Here is a 16,427-nt window from a genome sequence, read left to right on the forward strand (position 1 = left end):
AAGGAGCAATCATGTCAGATACCTTGAAAGTGGTTACGTTACTCGGCAGCCTGCGTAAAGGGTCGTTTAATGGAATGGTCGCGCGCACCCTGCCCGGCATCGCGCCAGCGGGCATGGATATCTCCGCGCTGCCGTCGATCGGTGATATCCCGCTGTACGATGCTGATATGCAGGAGGAAGAAGGTTTTCCGCAGCGCGTGCAGGAGATTGCGCAACAGATCCGCGAGGCGGATGGGGTAGTGATAGTCACTCCAGAATATAACTATTCCGTGCCTGGCGGCCTGAAAAACGCCATCGACTGGCTGTCACGCCTGCCCGAGCAGCCGCTGTCCGGCAAACCGGTACTGATTCAGACCAGCTCAATGGGCGCCATCGGCGGTGCGCGCTGCCAGTATCATCTGCGGCAGATTCTGGTCTTCCTTGATGCGATGGTAATGAATAAACCGGAATTTATGGGCGGCGTCATCCAGAACAAAGTGGATCCGCAGGCGGGTGAAGTGGTCGATCAAAGCACCCTCGACCATCTGCGCGGCCAACTGACCGCTTTCGGCGACTATATTCGGCGGGTTAAAGCATAAAAAAAGCCCGGCATCGCTGCCGGGCTTTTTCATCATGCGTGCGGATTAATGTGCATCGATAAAGACAATTTTCAGCACGAACAGCAGCGAAACGATAATCACACACGGGCTGAGCTCGCGCAGCCGGCCGGTACCGATCTTCATCACGCAGTAAGAGATAAAGCCCAGGGCGATACCTTCGGTGATCGAGAAGCTAAACGGCATCATCACTGCGGTGATGAACGCAGGCACCGCCTCGGTCAGGTCGCTCCACTTCACGCGCGCGAGGCTGGAGGTCATCAGCACGCCGACGTATATCAGCGCGCCCGCGGCGGCATAGCCAGGAACCATCCCCGCCAGCGGAGAGAGGAAAATAACCAGCAGGAACAGGATACCAACGACAACGGCGGTCAGGCCGGTACGCCCGCCCACGGAAACGCCGGAAGAAGATTCGATATAGGCCGTCACCGACGAGGTACCGATGAAGGAGCCCGCCACCGACGAGACGCTATCGACAAACAGCGCTTGCTTCATGCGCGGGAATTTACCGTTGGCATCCGCGAGACCCGCTTTATCCGTCACGCCAATCAGCGTCCCGGAGGAGTCAAACAGGTTGACCAGCATAAAGGAGAAGATCACGCCGGCCAGGCCCAGGTTCAGGGAACCCGCCAGATCGACCTGACCAATCACCGAAGCCACGCTCGGCGGCGCCGAGACGATCCCGGTGTAATGCACGTCGCCCAGCATCCAGCCCAGCAGGGTGGTCACAACGATAGAGACCAGTACCGCGGCGTGAATGTTGCGCGACGCCAGAATCGCGATGATAAAGAAGCCCAGCACGCCCAGCAGTACGCTGTGGGAAGTCAAATGACCAATGCTGACCAGCGTTTCCGGATTGGCGACAATCACCCCGGCGTTTTTCAGGCCCATCATGCCGATAAACAGGCCGATACCGCTGGTGATACCTACACGCAGGCTAAGCGGAATATTGGCGATCATCCAGTAACGTACGCGGAAGATGGTCAGCAGCAGCAGGCCCACGGCGCCCCAGAAGATGGCGCCCATGCCCACCTGCCACGGCAGCCCCATCGCCTGCACCACCACAAAGGCGAAAAAGGCGTTCAGGCCCATCGCCGGCGCCAGGGCGACCGGCAGGTTCGCGAACAGACCCATCAGGATACTGCCGAAAGCGGCAATCAGACAGGTGGTCACAAACACGGCGCTGGTATCCATGCCCGCTACGCCAAGAATTTGTGGGTTAACAAAAACGATATACACCATCGTCAGGAACGTGGTGAAACCGGCGATGGCTTCGGTGCGCACCGTGGTGCCGTGCTCGCGCAGCTTAAATACGCGCTCCAGCAGACCCTCGCCAGAAGACTGGCTGGTTTGTTGTTGACTCATTATCGGTTTCCGAACGTAAGGAGGGAAAATTCGAGGCTATCCTATACCAAATTACGGCACCAGGCGCGGTTGTATGGTAATTTTTTTCATTTATTTTGCTTATACGGCAACGATTGCGTCGCGGCATTGAGCATTACGAAAACGTTAAACTTGTTAATATGGAAAGGCTATGACTCAACCAGAAGCAGTATTTTTTGACTGTGACGGCACGCTGGTCGACAGCGAGGTGATTTGCTCCCGCGCCTACGTTCACATGTTTCAGGAATTCGGCATTACGCTGGACCTCGCCGAGATTTTTAAGCGCTTCAAAGGTGTGAAGCTGTACGAAATTATCGACACCATCAACGCTGAGTATGGCGTTAATCTGCAAAAGGCCACCCTGGAGCCGATTTACCGGGCGGAGGTCGCTCGCCTGTTCGATAGCGAGCTGGAGGTGATTCCCGGAGCCCAGGCGCTGCTGGATGCGGTAAGCGTCCCGATGTGCGTGGTTTCCAATGGCCCAGTCAGTAAGATGCAGCACTCGCTCGGACGCACCGGCCTGCTGCGCCATTTCACTGACCGCTTGTACAGCGGCTACGATATTCAGCGCTGGAAGCCCGACCCAGCGCTGATGTTTCATGCGGCAGAGGCCATGCAGGTAAAAGCCGAAAACTGTATTCTGGTGGATGACTCCAGCGCCGGCGCTCAGTCGGGGATTGCCGCCGGCATGGAAGTGTTTTATTTCTGCGCCGATCCGCACAACCAGCCGATCGATCATCCCAAAGTGACGACCTTTACCGATCTGGCAGAGCTGCCGGCATTGTGGCAGGCGCGCGGCTGGGATATCACGCGTTAAGGGCCTGGTGAGCGGCACGTTGGCATCGATGCCCCCCCGCTATGCGTCTGCGTAAGCGGGGAATAGAACTAGCGGCTTTTTATTGCTGCAATTCCGCCGCCGCCGCTTTATCGGCAATAATCACCAGTGAAGGGTGCAATTTGAGCACTGAAGCCGGCACCTGCACGCTGACCGGACCTTCCACCACTTGCTTTAACGCGTGCGCTTTTGCCGCACCGCTGACAATTAGCAATAAATTTTTCGCCGCCATCACGCTTCTCGGCCCCATGGTGACATAGCTGTCTGGTACTGCCGAGATATCCCCGCCCATCTCGCTGTTAGCGATAAGAGCAATCATTTCCCCATGAATCGGCACTTCGACCGTCTGATCATGAAAGCGGGTGGTATTCGGCAGGTTGCCGCAAAAATGGCCGTCGGCCCCCAGCCCCAGCACCATCAGATCCAGACCGCCAGCCTTTTCCAGATGGCGATCGTGCTGAGCGGCGTTGTCCAGCGTCAGCTTGTGAATGTTCTCTTCTTTGATCTGCGCCGGGGTAAAAAACAGCTGGCGCAAATTAGATATCGTGACGCCTTCTCGCGACTGGCCGCGAAAAGGGATCTCATCGAAGTTGTAATAGTGCACCCGATCATAGAATACTTTGCCTTTCACGGCGGCGGTCAAATGCTCATACATCCGCTTTGGCGTGCTCCCCGCCGTCACCGCCAGATTCACCCGCCGCGGCGCCGTGATATAGCCCAGAACATGATGGCTGGCGACCAGGCTCATCTCTTCATAATCTTCGGTCACAATCATTTTCATCTTGTCGTCCTTCACAAGCACAAAACGGGGGCTGAAGGCCCCCTAAAGGTTATTTAAACAGTTTTTGCACAAACTCGGCGTAGGCCGGGCGCCAGACGTCCATTTCATGGTTCAGGCCGGGATACTGGTGGTAATCAAATTTAATCTGCTGTTTTTCCAGCTCGCTTTTCAGACCAGCAATGTCTTTACCGGTCACAGAATCTTTTTCCCCGACGACCACGGTAAAGTTACGCAGCTGCTTATTGATCGCGTCAGGCTGCTTCAGCTGCGCTTCCACGCCGGCATTCGGCACCGTGGTAGTCGTAACGCCGCTAAAGGTGGCGAGCCAGCCAAAGCTCTCCAGATGATTCATTCCGGAAACCAGCGCCTGATAACCGCCCTGCGAGAGGCCCGCCAGCGCCCGACCGTCGGCATCTTTACGCACGTTAAATCGGGCATCGATCAGCGGAATAATATCCTGCATGAGCTCTTTATCCGCCGCCTGCGCATTAAGTGGATAGAAGGTTTTGCGCCGCTCCTGCGGCGGGAAGTTTTCCGCTACCGCTTCCGGGATATCGGTTTCGGTATCCGGGACCACCACCAGCATCGGCTTAATCTTGCCCTCCGCCAGCAGGTTATCCATGATTTGCGGGATCCGCCCCTGATCGATGGCCGACAGGCCGCTGTCGCCAAAGCCATGATAGAAATAGAGCACCGGCAGCGGATCGCCGGTTCCGCTATAGCCCGGCGGCGTCCAGACATAGAGACGACGTTCGGCGTTCAGAGCCTTCGAGTGATAGGTGAGGGTGCGCAGATCGCCATGCGCAACCTCCCGATCGTCAAGAATACTGCCCGGCACCAGAATCAAACTGGTGTTCACCTGGCGCTGCGGCTTCTGATAGCGGCTGCCGGTATCTACCGAGCGGAAGCCATCCACATCGAAATAGTATTCATAGAGATTGGGCTTCATCGGCTCGCTTTTCCATGTCCAGACTCCGTCCGCTGCTTTGGTCATGTCGTGCGAGACAAAGGAGTCCGGCGTGGCGCCAGTCACTATCGAGACCCGCCGGGCATCAGGGGCAAACAAGCGGTAAGTGATACTCTTATCCGCGTTAACCTGGGTGATAAAGTGGCTCACCGGCAGGCTTGGGTCCGGCATCGCGGGTAATGGCGCCGCCTGGAGGGTAAACGCCGCGCCCGCCAGCGCCAGGGCGAAATAAATTGCATGTCGTTTCATCGTTGTTCCTCTTTCGTTGTGTCCGTTCAGTTATCGTCTCACCACCAGATTTCCGCCTGCGCCCCCACGGCAAACTGATCGTTCTTCCCGTCTTCAAAAATGCTGGTGGTATTATTCGCGGCCTTATCCAGGTCAATATCCTTCGCTTTAATATAGGTGGCATAGAAACGAATTTCCGGGCGCGAGGTCAGCATACTGGTATTGACTTTGAAGGTATGGAACAGCGTGGTCTTGTAGCCGGACTCGTTATATTTCTTGCCGGTAACATCTTTGTTTTGCTGTTTGAAGTACCCCAGCTCGACGCCGGTCTGGTTATATTTATCCCAGATATAAGCCGGTCGCAGAACCGTACGGATAGATTCAAAATCGGAGTGGGCCCCGGTTTCGTAGCTATAGACGTCGTTACCAAAAGAGTAGACGATGGCATTCGCCATAATAACGTCATCGCGTAAATAGGTTTCCCCCTGCGAGGTTAAGCGCACGGCGGTGCCATTGGTATGATCGCCATAATAGCGGCCATTAAAGGTGGTATAGGGACTGGATCCGGCATAGCGTGAGAAGCTGCTGGCAATAGAGTTATTGGCCAGTAAGAAAGAGAATTCGTTAAAGCCGCCGTTAGCAAATTTCTGCGTTAACGAGGTACCAGCCATCCAGGTATCTTTCCACGGATAATAACCTTCATTGCCCTCTTTATATTTCTCAGAGGAACTTTGGTTGGCGGCGACATAGCGTCCGCTAACCATCAGGCTGGCTTTATCCCACAGCGGAATCTCTTTGTAGCGAACGTCCAGGGTGTTGGTGTTAATTTGCTGCTTATTGCTTAAAGAACGGTCATAATCATCGACATCTTCGCGAATCAACGCGATATCGAATTTCCCGGCGCCCACCTGCCAGTTTTCCAGCCCTACGCCGGCCGCCGCATCGGTTCTCTGCGTTTTCCAGTCCAGCATCTGGATTTCAATTTTTGGCGCCCCGTGTTTGCCAACCCAGAAATCGGCTTCCGGCGCAAACGGCAGGAACCCTTTGGTGTTAACATACATATCCGAGAATTGAATGTAGTTTTCGCCGCCGGCATTGTCACCAAACCAGCCAGTGGAATACTGCTGGCCGACGTTCCCGTCGAGCATCACGATGGCGTCGACGCGTTTATCGCCTTCCTGAAACACCCGCTGCTTCAGCTGCAGATCGAACCAGCCGGAATATTCATTACCCAGGCGGCCAAGCGAACCGATCGCCCATGATTTTGGCGAGCCGTGCGAGGCGGTCCCCCAGCCGGAACGGAAGTAGCCGTTATAGCTAAAGCCAATTTCATCTTTCACGAACTTGCTAAAGTCTTTCAGCGTCATCGCGCTGTAGGCTGGCGCGCCATCGGTGACAGGTTGTTGATTTTTAACCAGCACCGCATCCGGTTTAACCGCCGTTTTCGGCCCGGCGGTCGCCCCCCCGGTCTTGCGCTTCTGACCTTCCGCAGGTGGAGACCATGAGGCCCAAATCTGGTCTCTTTTTCTTTCCTGGTCCTGGTATTTTTTGAGCTCTTTTTGCGTGTCTTTGAGCGCTTTTTCCAGCAGCTCAAGCCGTTGTTCCACCGTCAACTGGCTCGCTAGCAGATTAGTTGAATAACAAAGTGGCGCCAGCAAGACTATCGCCGAAGCGATCCTGTTTTTTCTCATCATAATATTCCCTTATATAATCATTGGCGTAAATAAAACACGACAACAACCCTATTCCGTGCCGGTGCTAATAGCCGTATCCATACCGTTTGACGTCGCGACGGCTGTTATTTTTGCGGTTAGACAAAAACAAAAAAACCTGAAGAAGACCATCTGCCTTGGCAGATAATCCTCTTCAGGTTTTGCCCGCGCATCGCGGTAGCAACCCTCATTCAGCCATTATTGGCCCGCATAAAACAAAAAACCTGATATCGCCCCCAGGAGCAATATCAGGTTTTGCCTGCTGTCGCAGTCACAATCCGTTTAAACCATCCTGAGCGTTAAAACTCAGTGAGTGGCAGCTGATTGTTACGCGATAAAATGAATAACTCAAACGGACAGATTGTTAATTGTGACGATAATCTCAGCAATCTCGCAGCCGCGGGGTAAAACATATCTAATTCTGATAAATCCATTTACCAGAATTAGACAGAATGATTATTACTCTTTCGGATCTTTGCCAGCGAGCAGTTTATCCAGCTCATCGCCGCCAACGTGACGGAAATCCTGACCTTTGACGAAGTAGAAAATATATTCGCAGATATTCTGGCAGCGGTCGCCGATACGCTCGATGGAGCGCGCGCAGAACAGCGCGGTCAGGACGCTGGGGATAGTGCGCGAGTCTTCCATCATGTAGGTCATCAGCTGACGCACGATGCCTTCATACTCCTGGTCGACTTTCTTATCTTCGCGATAGATACGTACCGCTTCGTCGAGATCCATACGCGCAAACGCATCCAGTACGTCATGCAGCATCTGCACCGTGTGGCGGCCCAGCGATTCGAGGCTCACCAGCAGCGGCTGGTGCTGCTGGGAAAACTTCTCCAGCGCGGTGCGGCAGATTTTATCCGCCACGTCGCCAATGCGTTCCAGCTCAGCGATAGTCTTGATGATCGCCATCACCAGGCGCAGGTCGCTGGCGGTCGGCTGGCGCTTGGCGATGATGCGCACGCACGCTTCATCGATAGCCACTTCCATCATGTTGACCTGCTTGTCGCCGTCGATGACGCGTTTCGCCAGATCGCTGTCCTGGTTATGCATGGCGGTGATGGCATCAGAGAGCTGCTGTTCCACCAGCCCACCCATGGTCATCACCTGGGTGCGGATATACTCCAGTTCAGCGTTGAACTGGCCGGAAATATGTTTGTTAAGATTTAGGTTGTCCATGGTGTCTCCTGATTGCCCAACTGGTGAGAGCCTGAAAGCACAAGGGCAAATCAACCGTAGCGGCCAGTAATATAATCTTCAGTTTGTTTCTTCGCGGGCTTAGTGAACAGGTCATCCGTGTTGCTGAACTCAATCAGCTCGCCAAGATACATAAATGCCGTATGGTCGGAGCAACGCGCAGCCTGCTGCATGTTGTGAGTCACGATAACGACGGTGTAGTCCTGTTTCAGCTCGGTGATCAGCTCTTCGATACGCCCGGTGGAGATCGGGTCCAGCGCGGAGCACGGCTCATCAAGCAGCAGCACTTCCGGGCGGATCGCGATACCGCGGGCAATGCACAGACGCTGCTGCTGACCACCGGAGAGAGAATACCCGCTCTGGTGCAGTTTATCTTTGGTTTCGTTCCATAATGCGGCTTTGGTCAGCGCCCACTGCACGCGCTCGTCCATATCGGCACGGGACAGCTTTTCAAACAGGCGCACGCCGAAGGCGATATTGTCGTATATGGACATCGGGAACGGCGTTGGTTTCTGGAACACCATGCCAACCTTAGCGCGCAGCAGGGCGATATCCTGGGTGTTAGTCAGAATGTTGTCGCCATCCAGCAGGATTTCACCTTCCGCGCGCTGCTCCGGATACAGTTCAAACATCTTGTTGAACGTGCGCAGCAGGGTGGATTTACCACAGCCTGACGGACCGATAAACGCCGTCACCTGGTTTTTGGTGATATCCAGGTTGATGTTCTTCAGGGCATGGAATTTGCCGTAGTAGAAGTTCAGGTTACGAACTGAAATCTTACCCGGAGCTGTATTCACCATACTCATCTCAATCTCTTCCTCATTCAGCGCAGCAGTTGCTGCGCCGCAAAAAATTAACCGTGTTTCTTCTTGGCGAAGATAACGCGCGCCAGGATGTTCAGCAGCAAGACGCACAGGGTGATAATCAACACCCCGGCCCATGCCAGTTGCTGCCACTCCGCAAACGGACTCATGGCAAATTTGAAAATGGTCACCGGCAGGTTGGCAATCGGCTGCATCATGTCGGTGCTCCAGAACTGGTTGGACAGCGCGGTGAACAGCAGCGGCGCCGTTTCCCCGGCGATACGGGCGATAGCCAGCAGGATCCCGGTCATAATCCCTGAGACGGAGGCTTTCAGGGTGATCGCCGAGATCATCTTCCACTTCGGCGTCCCCAGCGCATAGGCCGCTTCACGCAGGCTATCCGGCACCAGCTTCAGCATGTTTTCGGTGGTACGAATAACGATAGGCACCTGCAGCAGCGCCAGCGCGATAACGCCCGCCCAGCCCGAGAAGTGCTGCATCTGCGCCACCACAATGGTGTAGACGAACAGACCCACCACGATAGACGGCGCGGAAAGCAGAATGTCGTTGATAAAGCGGATGATTTCCGCCAGCACCGACTTGCGGCCATATTCCGCCAGATAAATTCCGGCGAGGATACCCAGCGGCGTACCAAATACGGTTGCCCACAGGATCAGCAGGCCGCTGCCGGCGAGGGCGTTAGCCAGTCCACCGCCCGCCGTATTCGGCGGCGGCGTCATTTCGGTGAACAGCGCCAGACTCATGCCGTCGAAACCGCGGGTTATCGTCGCCATCAGGATCCAGATAAGCCAGAACAAACCAAACGCCATGGTAGCCATCGACAGCGCCAGAGCGATACGGTTCTTCATGCGGCGTTTGGCCTGCATCTTGCGACGGGACTCCGCCAGTTCGGCGGTAGTTTGCAATTCAATGGTCGCCATTAGCGTGCCCCCTCATTCTTCGCGAGGCGCATAATCATAAACTTCGACGCGGCCAGAACGATAAAGGTGATAACGAACAGGATCAGGCCCAGCTCCATCAGCGCCGCCACGTGCAGGCCGGTTTCCGCTTCGGCGAACTCATTAGCCAGCGCGGAGGTAATACTGTTCCCCGGCATATACAACGAGATGCTGTCGAGCTGGTAGGTGTTGCCGATGATAAAGGTGACCGCCATGGTTTCACCCAGCGCGCGGCCCAGACCGAGCATCACCCCGCCGATCACCCCATTCTTGGTGAACGGTAAGACAATGCGCCAGATCACCTCCCAGGTGGTGCAGCCGATGCCATAGGCCGACTCTTTCATCATCACCGGGGTCTGTTCGAAAACATCGCGCATGACCGCGGCGATGTAAGGGATGATCATGATGGCCAGAATGACGCCAGCGGCGAGAATACCGATACCAAACGCCGGGCCGGCAAACAGCGCGCCGACGAACGGGATGGTCGACAGAACGTTGCCGACCGGCTCCTGGAAGTAAGTCGCAAACAGCGGGGCGAAAATAAACAGGCCCCACATGCCGTACACGATGCTCGGGATTGCCGCCAGCAGCTCAATCGCAATGCCCAGCGGACGCTTGAGCCAGGCGGGGGACAATTCTGTCAGAAACAGCGCGATGCCGAAGCTCACCGGAACGGCGATCAGCAGCGCGATAAAAGAGGTGACCAGGGTTCCGTAAATCGGGACCAGCGCGCCGAAGATCTCGTTAGGCGCATCCCACTCTTTGGTCCACAAAAAGGCAAAGCCAAACTTTTGAATGCTCGGCCAGGAAGAGATGATCAGGGAAACGATGATGCCGCCCAGCATCAATAGCACAATCAGCGCAGCCAGTTTTACCAGCGCACTGAAAATCATGTCACCCTTTTTCCCCGGAGGGGTAAATGCAGGCTTGGTTGCAGCCATAGATTACTCTTTACGTATTAAAACTTGTTCGAATAAATGCCCGGTGGCGCTGGCTCCCGGGCCTACAGTCTGAACCGTAGGGCGGGCAGCGCCTGAACGCCCCCGCCATCTTCGTCAAAAATCTACTGTTAGTACAGCGCTTTACCGCTGCTGTCTTTGACGTTGGTTTTCCATGCCGCGCGAACCTGCTCTACCACGCTTTCCGGCAGCGTCGCGTAATCCAGCGCATTCGCTTCTTTCCCGCCGTTTTTATACGCCCAGTCGAAGAACTTCAGCACTTCAGCGGTCTGTTCCGGCTTGTTCGTCGCCTTATGCACCAGAATGAAGGTGGTTGAGGTGATCGGCCATGCATTCTCGCCTTTCTGGTTGGTCAGGTCCTGAGCGAAAGACTTGCTCCAGTCAACGCCTTTTGCGGCGTTAGCGAAGTTGTCTTCAGTCGGGCTAACCGGCTTGCCGTCGGCAGAGACCAGTTTGGTGTAGGCCAGGTTGTTTTGCTTAGCGTAAGCGTATTCGACGTAACCAATCGAGCCCGGCAGACGCTGAACAAAGGCGGCGATACCATCGTTGCCTTTACCGCCCAAACCGGTTGGCCAGTTTACGGTAGAGCCGGCGCCGATTTTCGATTTCCACTCTTCATTCACTTTGGACAGGTAGCTGGTGAAAACGAAGGAGGTACCAGAACCATCGGCGCGGCGGACCACGGCGATGTTCTGCGACGGCAGCTTCAGGCCCGGGTTGAGCTTAGCGATCGCTTCGTCATCCCATTTTTTAATTTTACCCAGGTAGATATCACCGAGGGTTTTGCCATCCAGCACCAGCTCGCCGGATTTCACGCCAGGCAGGTTAACCGCCAGTACCACGCCGCCAATCACGGTGGGGAACTGGAACAGACCTTCCTGGGTCAGTTTGTCATCAGCCAGCGGAGCATCAGAAGCACCGAAATCAACGGTGTTGGCAATAATCTGCTTAACGCCACCAGAGGAACCAATACCCTGGTAGTTCACTTTATTGCCGGTTTCTTTCTGATAGGTATCAGCCCATTTGGCATACACCGGCGCAGGGAAAGTTGCGCCTGCGCCAGTCAGGCTTGCTGCTGCGAAGGCAGAGAAAGCGCTCATCGATAAGGTCGCGGCGACAACTGTTGCGACGGTGGTACGCATAACGTTCATAATGTCTCCTGCTGGGATTCGTAAATCATTGTTTCGAGGCTATGGTGAGCAAAATAGGTCAAAGAGGTGACAGTAAAATGTACGAATTATGACAGTTTTATGACAGGCCGGGAGAGTGGATTTTACGCCAAATAATACGCTTATAACTCAGATGGTTATCTTTAATCATGACCGTGGAATGACAAAATAATTTTCTTTTTATGACGGCGAAATCGGACCGTAAAACGATCGTTTGTCATCTACCGCCAGCCAAAATATTGCGCACGTAATCGGTGGAAAACAGCAGGTGCAAATAAAAAGGGCCGCCGTCGGCAGCCCTTTGCAGGATAGGATGCTTTACTCAACCGTTACCGATTTCGCCAGGTTACGCGGCTGGTCAACGTCAGTGCCTTTGATCAGCGCGACGTGATAAGCCAACAGCTGCAGCGGAACCGTATAGAAGATAGGGGCGATGGTCTCTTCCACATGCGGCATCTCAATGATGTGCATGTTATCGCTACCGTTGAAGCCGGCTTCACCGTCGGCGAAGACGTATAGTTCACCGCCGCGGGCACGAACCTCTTCGATGTTGGATTTCAGTTTTTCCAGCAGTTCGTTGTTCGGCGCCACCACGATCACCGGCATTTCCGCATCAATCAGCGCCAGTGGGCCGTGCTTAAGCTCGCCCGCCGCATAGGCTTCCGCGTGAATGTAGGAGATCTCTTTCAGCTTCAGCGCCCCTTCCATAGCGATCGGATACTGATCGCCACGGCCAAGGAACAGCGCATGGTGCTTATCAGAGAAGCGCTCTGCCAGCTGCTCAATACGCTTGTCCTGGGAGAGCATCTGCTCGATACGGTTCGGCAGAGCCTGAAGGCCGTGCACGATATCATGCTCGATAGACGCATCCTGACCTTTCAGTCGCGCCAGTTTCGCCACCAGCATCAACAGCACGGTTAGCTGAGTGGTAAAGGCTTTGGTCGAGGCCACGCCGATTTCCGTTCCGGCTTTGGTCATCAGCGCCAGATCGGACTCGCGCACCAGCGACGAGCCCGGCACGTTGCAGATGGCCAGCGAGCCGAGATAGCCCAGCTCTTTCGACAGACGCAGCGCCGCCAGGGTATCGGCGGTTTCACCGGACTGGGAGAGGGTGATCATCAGGCTATTGCGACGCACTGCGGACTTGCGATAGCGGAATTCGGAGGCGATTTCCACATCGCACGGGACGCCGGCTAACGCTTCGAACCAGTAGCGGGAGACCATCCCGGAGTTATAGGAAGTCCCGCAGGCAACTATCTGAATATGTTCAACCTGAGCCAGCATTTCATTGGCGTTCGGCCCCAGTTCGCTGAGATCCACTTCGCCATGGCTGATGCGCCCGGTCAGGGTGTTCTTAATCGCGTTCGGCTGCTCGAAAATCTCTTTCTGCATATAGTGGCGGTAGATACCTTTATCGCCAGCGTCATACTGCAGATTGGATTCGATCTCCTGGCGCTTCACTTGCGCAGCGGACTTATCAAAAATCACCACCGAACGGCGAGTCACTTCCGCGATATCGCCTTCTTCGAGGAAGATGAAGCGGCGGGTAACTGGCAGCAATGCCAGCTGGTCGGAGGCGATAAAGTTTTCACCCATCCCCAGGCCAATTACCAGCGGGCTACCGGAGCGGGCCGCCAGCAGAGTTCCCGGGTCACGGGTATCCATGATCACCGTACCGTAAGCGCCGCGCAGCTGCGGGATAGCGCGCAGGACGGCTTCACGCAAGGTACCGCCTTGTTCCAGCTCCCAGTGCACCAGATGGGCGATAACTTCGGTATCCGTCTCGGTGACGAAGACATAGCCGCGAGACTGCAGCAGGGCGCGCAGCGGCTCATGGTTTTCGATGATCCCGTTATGGACCACCACAATGTGTTCAGAAACATGCGGATGCGCATTGCTCTCAGACGGTTCGCCGTGCGTCGCCCAACGAGTATGGGCGATCCCGGTACCACCGTGTAACGGTTGCTCTTCTACCGCCTGAGCCAGCATCTGAACTTTACCCAGGCGACGCACGCGGGTCATATGACCTTCGCTGTCGACCACTGCCAGACCGGCAGAGTCATAGCCACGGTATTCCAGACGACGTAAACCTTCGAGAAGGATTTCAGCAATATCACGCTGCGCGACTGCGCCAACAATTCCACACATAGTTAAATTTCCTGATAATGGCGATATGCCATGCGTTGTCGCTGACCTGTATTTGCCCGTTTTCCGGGCGCCCCGAGCCTTGTAGAGAGTGGGGTTATTGTTATGGTACTGCCTGCGGACGGGGATCTATGTTGACCCTCTCATCCTGGTTCGCCGGGAAAATTTCCCCGGCGATAATCCAAATTATTTCTTCTTCACCGGACGCTGCCAGCCCTGTTTGTGGACCTGCGGTACGCGGCTCAACACCAGCTCGTTATCGGCGATATTGCGCGTAACGGTGGTGCCGGCGGCGATAGTAACGCCATTGCCTACCGTGACCGGGGCCACCAGCTGGGTATCCGAGCCGACAAAGACATCATCGCCAATAATCGTTTTATGCTTGTTCGCACCATCGTAGTTGCAGGTGATGGTGCCCGCGCCGATATTGACGTTATCGCCAATCTCCGCATCGCCCAGATAGGTCAGATGACCCGCCTTGGAGCCTTTCCCGAGACGCGCTTTTTTCATTTCCACGAAGTTACCAACGTGGGCGCCTTCCAGCAGTTCGGCGCCCGGGCGCAGACGGGCAAATGGACCGATGGTGCAGGCCGCCTGCAGCTGGGCATCTTCCACCACGCTGTAGGGGCTAATTTCGCAGTCATCGCCGATGGTGCTGTTTTTGATCACGCAGCCGGCGCCGATTTTCACTCGATCGCCCAGCACCACGTTGCCTTCCAGAATAACGTTAGTATCGATCTCTACATCGCGCCCGTGCTGCAGCGTACCGCGCAGATCGAAACGCGCCGGATCGCGCAGCATCACGCCCGCCAGCAGCAGCTTTTCCGCCTGCTCCGCCTGGTAGACGCGCTCCAGGCGCGCAAGCTGCAGGCGGTTGTTGACGCCTTCGACTTCGCTCAGGCGCTGCGGATGCACTGCGACGATCTGGTGTCCTTCCTGGTGCGCCATGGCGATGATATCGGTGATGTAGTATTCGCCCTGAGCGTTGTTATTGGTGAGTTTCGCCAGCCAGCGCTTTAGATCCGCTCCGCCGGCGATCAGGATCCCGGTGTTGATTTCCTGGATCTGGCGCTGGGCCTCGCTGGCATCTTTGTGCTCAACGATGCCCGTCACCTGGCCATTTTCACGGGTAATGCGGCCATAGCCGGTTGGGTCATCCAGCTTCACCGTTAACAGACCAATCCCACCCTGTGGTTTCGCGGCGCGCAGGCGCTGTAGCGTCTCAACGGAGATCAGCGGCACGTCGCCATAGAGCATCAGGATGTCTTCATCATCATTGAAGAATGGCGCCGCCTGCTGCATAGCGTGCCCGGTTCCGAGCTGCTCGGCCTGCAGCACCCAGTTCAGGTTGTCTTCATGCAGAGTCTGACGCAGCAGATCGCCGCCGTGGCCGTATACCAGGTGTACCGCACATGCGCCTAAATCGTTAGCGGCATCAATGACATGCTGCACCATTGGCTTCCCGGCCAGGGTATGAAGCACCTTAGGAAGATCGGAATACATGCGGGTCCCTTTGCCTGCAGCAAGGATAACCACGCTCATCGCACTATTTGACATACTCATCCTGACGGTAGTTAGAACGAAAAGTAAAAGCCTTTCACGTTGAAATTTCTACATATTTTTCATCATAAAACGAGACGTGGAGAAAACGTCCAGGCTCACTGTTTTACCCCATTTTATGACGCTATTTTTAACCACTGCAAATCAGTTTAACGCTGAAAAAGGAGGGCGGGGTGGAGAATCATTAACTATCTCACTGCTTTTGCTGTTTTTTCGCCACCTGAATAAAGCCGCAGCGGCAGGCGTTTATCAGCACCCACAGCGGGAAGAACCAGGATAAATATTCGCCAGTCGCTGGCGGGGGAGGACGGTAAAGTGATTGATGCTATCCATAAAAAACGAAAGGCCACCTATCAGGTGACCTTCTTTTCCCGGTTTCACATCGCCAGTGTTGTCGTTTTGATGGGCGATACGTCGTGTCAGCGGGCGAGATAGCGCGGAGCTTAGAAGCTCAGGACGCTAAATTTAGCGATGATTTTATGGAACAGTTTCATGATGATTTCCTGACGCAGGTGCAGTTTATAACGCTCTTTTTTGTGATATGCATCACAAAAAAGAGTTTACGCCTCATCATTTAACTAATCAATAACAATTAAGGGTGAATACTGTTTTCACTTCATCCGCTCGTCAGCAGCGGGCAATAAAAAAAGCCAGCCTGGAACCCAGACTGGCTTTTTACGTTCAAGCCGGTGTTACATCGCTTTTTTGGTCAACTCGATAACGCGCAGTTTAGCGATCGCTTTGGCCAGTTCCGCAGACGCCTGAGCGTAATCCACATCACCGTGAGAGCTCTTAATGTGCTCTTCCGCTTTGCGTTTCGCTTCCAGCGCTCGCGCTTCGTCGAGGTCCTGACCGCGAATTGCGGTATCCGCCAGGACGGTCACGCTGCCAGGCTGCACTTCAAGAATGCCGCCGGACAGATAGATAAACTCTTCATGACCGTGCTGTTTAACGATGCGAATCATACCAGGCTTAATGGCGGTGAGCAGCGGCGCGTGGCCCGGGTAAATACCCAGTTCACCTTCGCTACCCGTTACCTGGATTTTTTCGACCAGACCAGAGAACATTTGTTGCTCTGCGCTGACGACGTCCAGGTGGTAAGTCATTGCCATATCACCCTCCGATTA

Annotated in this window: 14 protein-coding genes; 2 read left to right on the plus strand and 12 right to left on the minus strand. The window is 55.0% G+C overall.

All coding sequences use genetic code 11. The features are described from left to right. Window positions 1-11 precede the first annotated feature (11 nt). Window positions 12-578, plus strand: coding sequence for an NADPH-dependent FMN reductase (locus DR88_RS02350; RefSeq protein WP_004151543.1), 567 nt, complete (start codon window positions 12-14; stop codon window positions 576-578). A 45-nt stretch (window positions 579-623) separates the two neighbouring features. Here the strand turns inward: DR88_RS02350 and DR88_RS02345 are convergent, their stop codons facing one another. Continuing rightward, entirely contained in the window at window positions 624-1,961 is a 1,338-nt protein-coding gene (locus DR88_RS02345) for an NCS2 family permease (RefSeq protein WP_009308842.1), read from the minus strand. 169 nt (window positions 1,962-2,130) lie between these two features. On the opposite strand from DR88_RS02345, the gene yieH reads away from it, so the two are divergent. Continuing rightward, window positions 2,131-2,796 (plus strand): 6-phosphogluconate phosphatase, encoded by a 666-nt coding sequence (gene yieH / locus DR88_RS02340; protein WP_004145102.1) that lies wholly within the window; start codon window positions 2,131-2,133, stop codon window positions 2,794-2,796. A gap of 79 nt (window positions 2,797-2,875) precedes the next feature. On the opposite strand, the gene DR88_RS02335 is transcribed toward yieH, so the two are convergent. The 11 genes from DR88_RS02335 to DR88_RS02285 form a co-directional block, all read right to left on the minus strand. Then, window positions 2,876-3,595 carry a glucosamine-6-phosphate deaminase gene (locus tag DR88_RS02335; protein ID WP_025861343.1) on the minus strand — a complete coding sequence of 240 codons (720 nt, stop codon included), beginning with the start codon at window positions 3,593-3,595 and terminating at the stop codon, window positions 2,876-2,878. 49 nt (window positions 3,596-3,644) lie between these two features. Beyond that, window positions 3,645-4,811: an alpha/beta hydrolase-fold protein gene (locus DR88_RS02330; protein WP_004145104.1), complete on the minus strand. Its 1,167-nt coding sequence runs from the start codon at window positions 4,809-4,811 to the stop codon at window positions 3,645-3,647. Between the two features lie 38 nt (window positions 4,812-4,849). Beyond that, a complete protein-coding gene (locus tag DR88_RS02325) occupies window positions 4,850-6,484 on the minus strand; it encodes a carbohydrate porin (protein ID WP_004150305.1) in 1,635 nt (544 codons plus the stop codon). A gap of 477 nt (window positions 6,485-6,961) precedes the next feature. After that, window positions 6,962-7,687: a phosphate signaling complex protein PhoU gene (gene phoU, locus DR88_RS02320; RefSeq protein ID WP_004145007.1), complete on the minus strand. Its 726-nt coding sequence runs from the start codon at window positions 7,685-7,687 to the stop codon at window positions 6,962-6,964. A gap of 50 nt (window positions 7,688-7,737) precedes the next feature. After that, the gene (pstB, locus tag DR88_RS02315) at window positions 7,738-8,511 is read right to left on the minus strand and encodes a phosphate ABC transporter ATP-binding protein PstB (RefSeq protein ID WP_004145006.1); all 774 of its coding nucleotides are present in this window, start codon (window positions 8,509-8,511) and stop codon (window positions 7,738-7,740) included. A gap of 47 nt (window positions 8,512-8,558) precedes the next feature. After that, a complete protein-coding gene (pstA, locus tag DR88_RS02310; protein WP_004151547.1) occupies window positions 8,559-9,449 on the minus strand; it encodes a phosphate ABC transporter permease PstA in 891 nt (296 codons plus the stop codon). Beyond that, the gene (gene pstC / locus DR88_RS02305) at window positions 9,449-10,408 is read right to left on the minus strand and encodes a phosphate ABC transporter permease PstC (RefSeq protein WP_004145004.1); all 960 of its coding nucleotides are present in this window, start codon (window positions 10,406-10,408) and stop codon (window positions 9,449-9,451) included. Before pstC ends, pstA begins: the two co-directional genes overlap by 1 nt. A 128-nt stretch (window positions 10,409-10,536) precedes the next feature. Next, a complete protein-coding gene (pstS, locus tag DR88_RS02300; protein ID WP_004150308.1) occupies window positions 10,537-11,577 on the minus strand; it encodes a phosphate ABC transporter substrate-binding protein PstS in 1,041 nt (346 codons plus the stop codon). 336 nt (window positions 11,578-11,913) lie between these two features. Next, the gene (gene glmS / locus DR88_RS02295) at window positions 11,914-13,743 is read right to left on the minus strand and encodes a glutamine--fructose-6-phosphate transaminase (isomerizing) (protein WP_004150309.1); all 1,830 of its coding nucleotides are present in this window, start codon (window positions 13,741-13,743) and stop codon (window positions 11,914-11,916) included. Between the two features lie 183 nt (window positions 13,744-13,926). After that, the gene (gene glmU / locus DR88_RS02290; protein WP_004173839.1) at window positions 13,927-15,297 is read right to left on the minus strand and encodes a bifunctional UDP-N-acetylglucosamine diphosphorylase/glucosamine-1-phosphate N-acetyltransferase GlmU; all 1,371 of its coding nucleotides are present in this window, start codon (window positions 15,295-15,297) and stop codon (window positions 13,927-13,929) included. Between the two features lie 695 nt (window positions 15,298-15,992). Then, window positions 15,993-16,412 carry a F0F1 ATP synthase subunit epsilon gene (locus DR88_RS02285; protein WP_001251971.1) on the minus strand — a complete coding sequence of 140 codons (420 nt, stop codon included), beginning with the start codon at window positions 16,410-16,412 and terminating at the stop codon, window positions 15,993-15,995. Window positions 16,413-16,427 lie beyond the last annotated feature (15 nt).

The sequence above is a fragment of the Klebsiella pneumoniae genome (assembly GCF_000742135.1).
GTDB lineage: Bacteria > Pseudomonadota > Gammaproteobacteria > Enterobacterales > Enterobacteriaceae > Klebsiella > Klebsiella pneumoniae.

Excerpts from the sequence above, each read along its gene's own strand:
- DR88_RS02350 (WP_004151543.1), top strand. The coding sequence starts at position 12 with ATGTCAGATACCTTGAAAGTGGTTACGTTACTCGGCAGCCTGCGTAAA.
- DR88_RS02345 (WP_009308842.1), bottom strand. The coding sequence starts at position 1,961 with ATGAGTCAACAACAAACCAGCCAGTCTTCTGGCGAGGGTCTGCTGGAG.
- yieH (WP_004145102.1), top strand. The coding sequence starts at position 2,131 with ATGACTCAACCAGAAGCAGTATTTTTTGACTGTGACGGCACGCTGGTC.
- DR88_RS02335 (WP_025861343.1), bottom strand. The coding sequence starts at position 3,595 with ATGAAAATGATTGTGACCGAAGATTATGAAGAGATGAGCCTGGTCGCC.
- DR88_RS02330 (WP_004145104.1), bottom strand. The coding sequence starts at position 4,811 with ATGAAACGACATGCAATTTATTTCGCCCTGGCGCTGGCGGGCGCGGCG.
- DR88_RS02325 (WP_004150305.1), bottom strand. The coding sequence starts at position 6,484 with ATGATGAGAAAAAACAGGATCGCTTCGGCGATAGTCTTGCTGGCGCCA.
- phoU (WP_004145007.1), bottom strand. The coding sequence starts at position 7,687 with ATGGACAACCTAAATCTTAACAAACATATTTCCGGCCAGTTCAACGCT.
- pstB (WP_004145006.1), bottom strand. The coding sequence starts at position 8,511 with ATGAGTATGGTGAATACAGCTCCGGGTAAGATTTCAGTTCGTAACCTG.
- pstA (WP_004151547.1), bottom strand. The coding sequence starts at position 9,449 with ATGGCGACCATTGAATTGCAAACTACCGCCGAACTGGCGGAGTCCCGT.
- pstC (WP_004145004.1), bottom strand. The coding sequence starts at position 10,408 with ATGGCTGCAACCAAGCCTGCATTTACCCCTCCGGGGAAAAAGGGTGAC.
- pstS (WP_004150308.1), bottom strand. The coding sequence starts at position 11,577 with ATGAACGTTATGCGTACCACCGTCGCAACAGTTGTCGCCGCGACCTTA.
- glmS (WP_004150309.1), bottom strand. The coding sequence starts at position 13,743 with ATGTGTGGAATTGTTGGCGCAGTCGCGCAGCGTGATATTGCTGAAATC.
- glmU (WP_004173839.1), bottom strand. The coding sequence starts at position 15,297 with ATGTCAAATAGTGCGATGAGCGTGGTTATCCTTGCTGCAGGCAAAGGG.
- DR88_RS02285 (WP_001251971.1), bottom strand. The coding sequence starts at position 16,412 with ATGGCAATGACTTACCACCTGGACGTCGTCAGCGCAGAGCAACAAATG.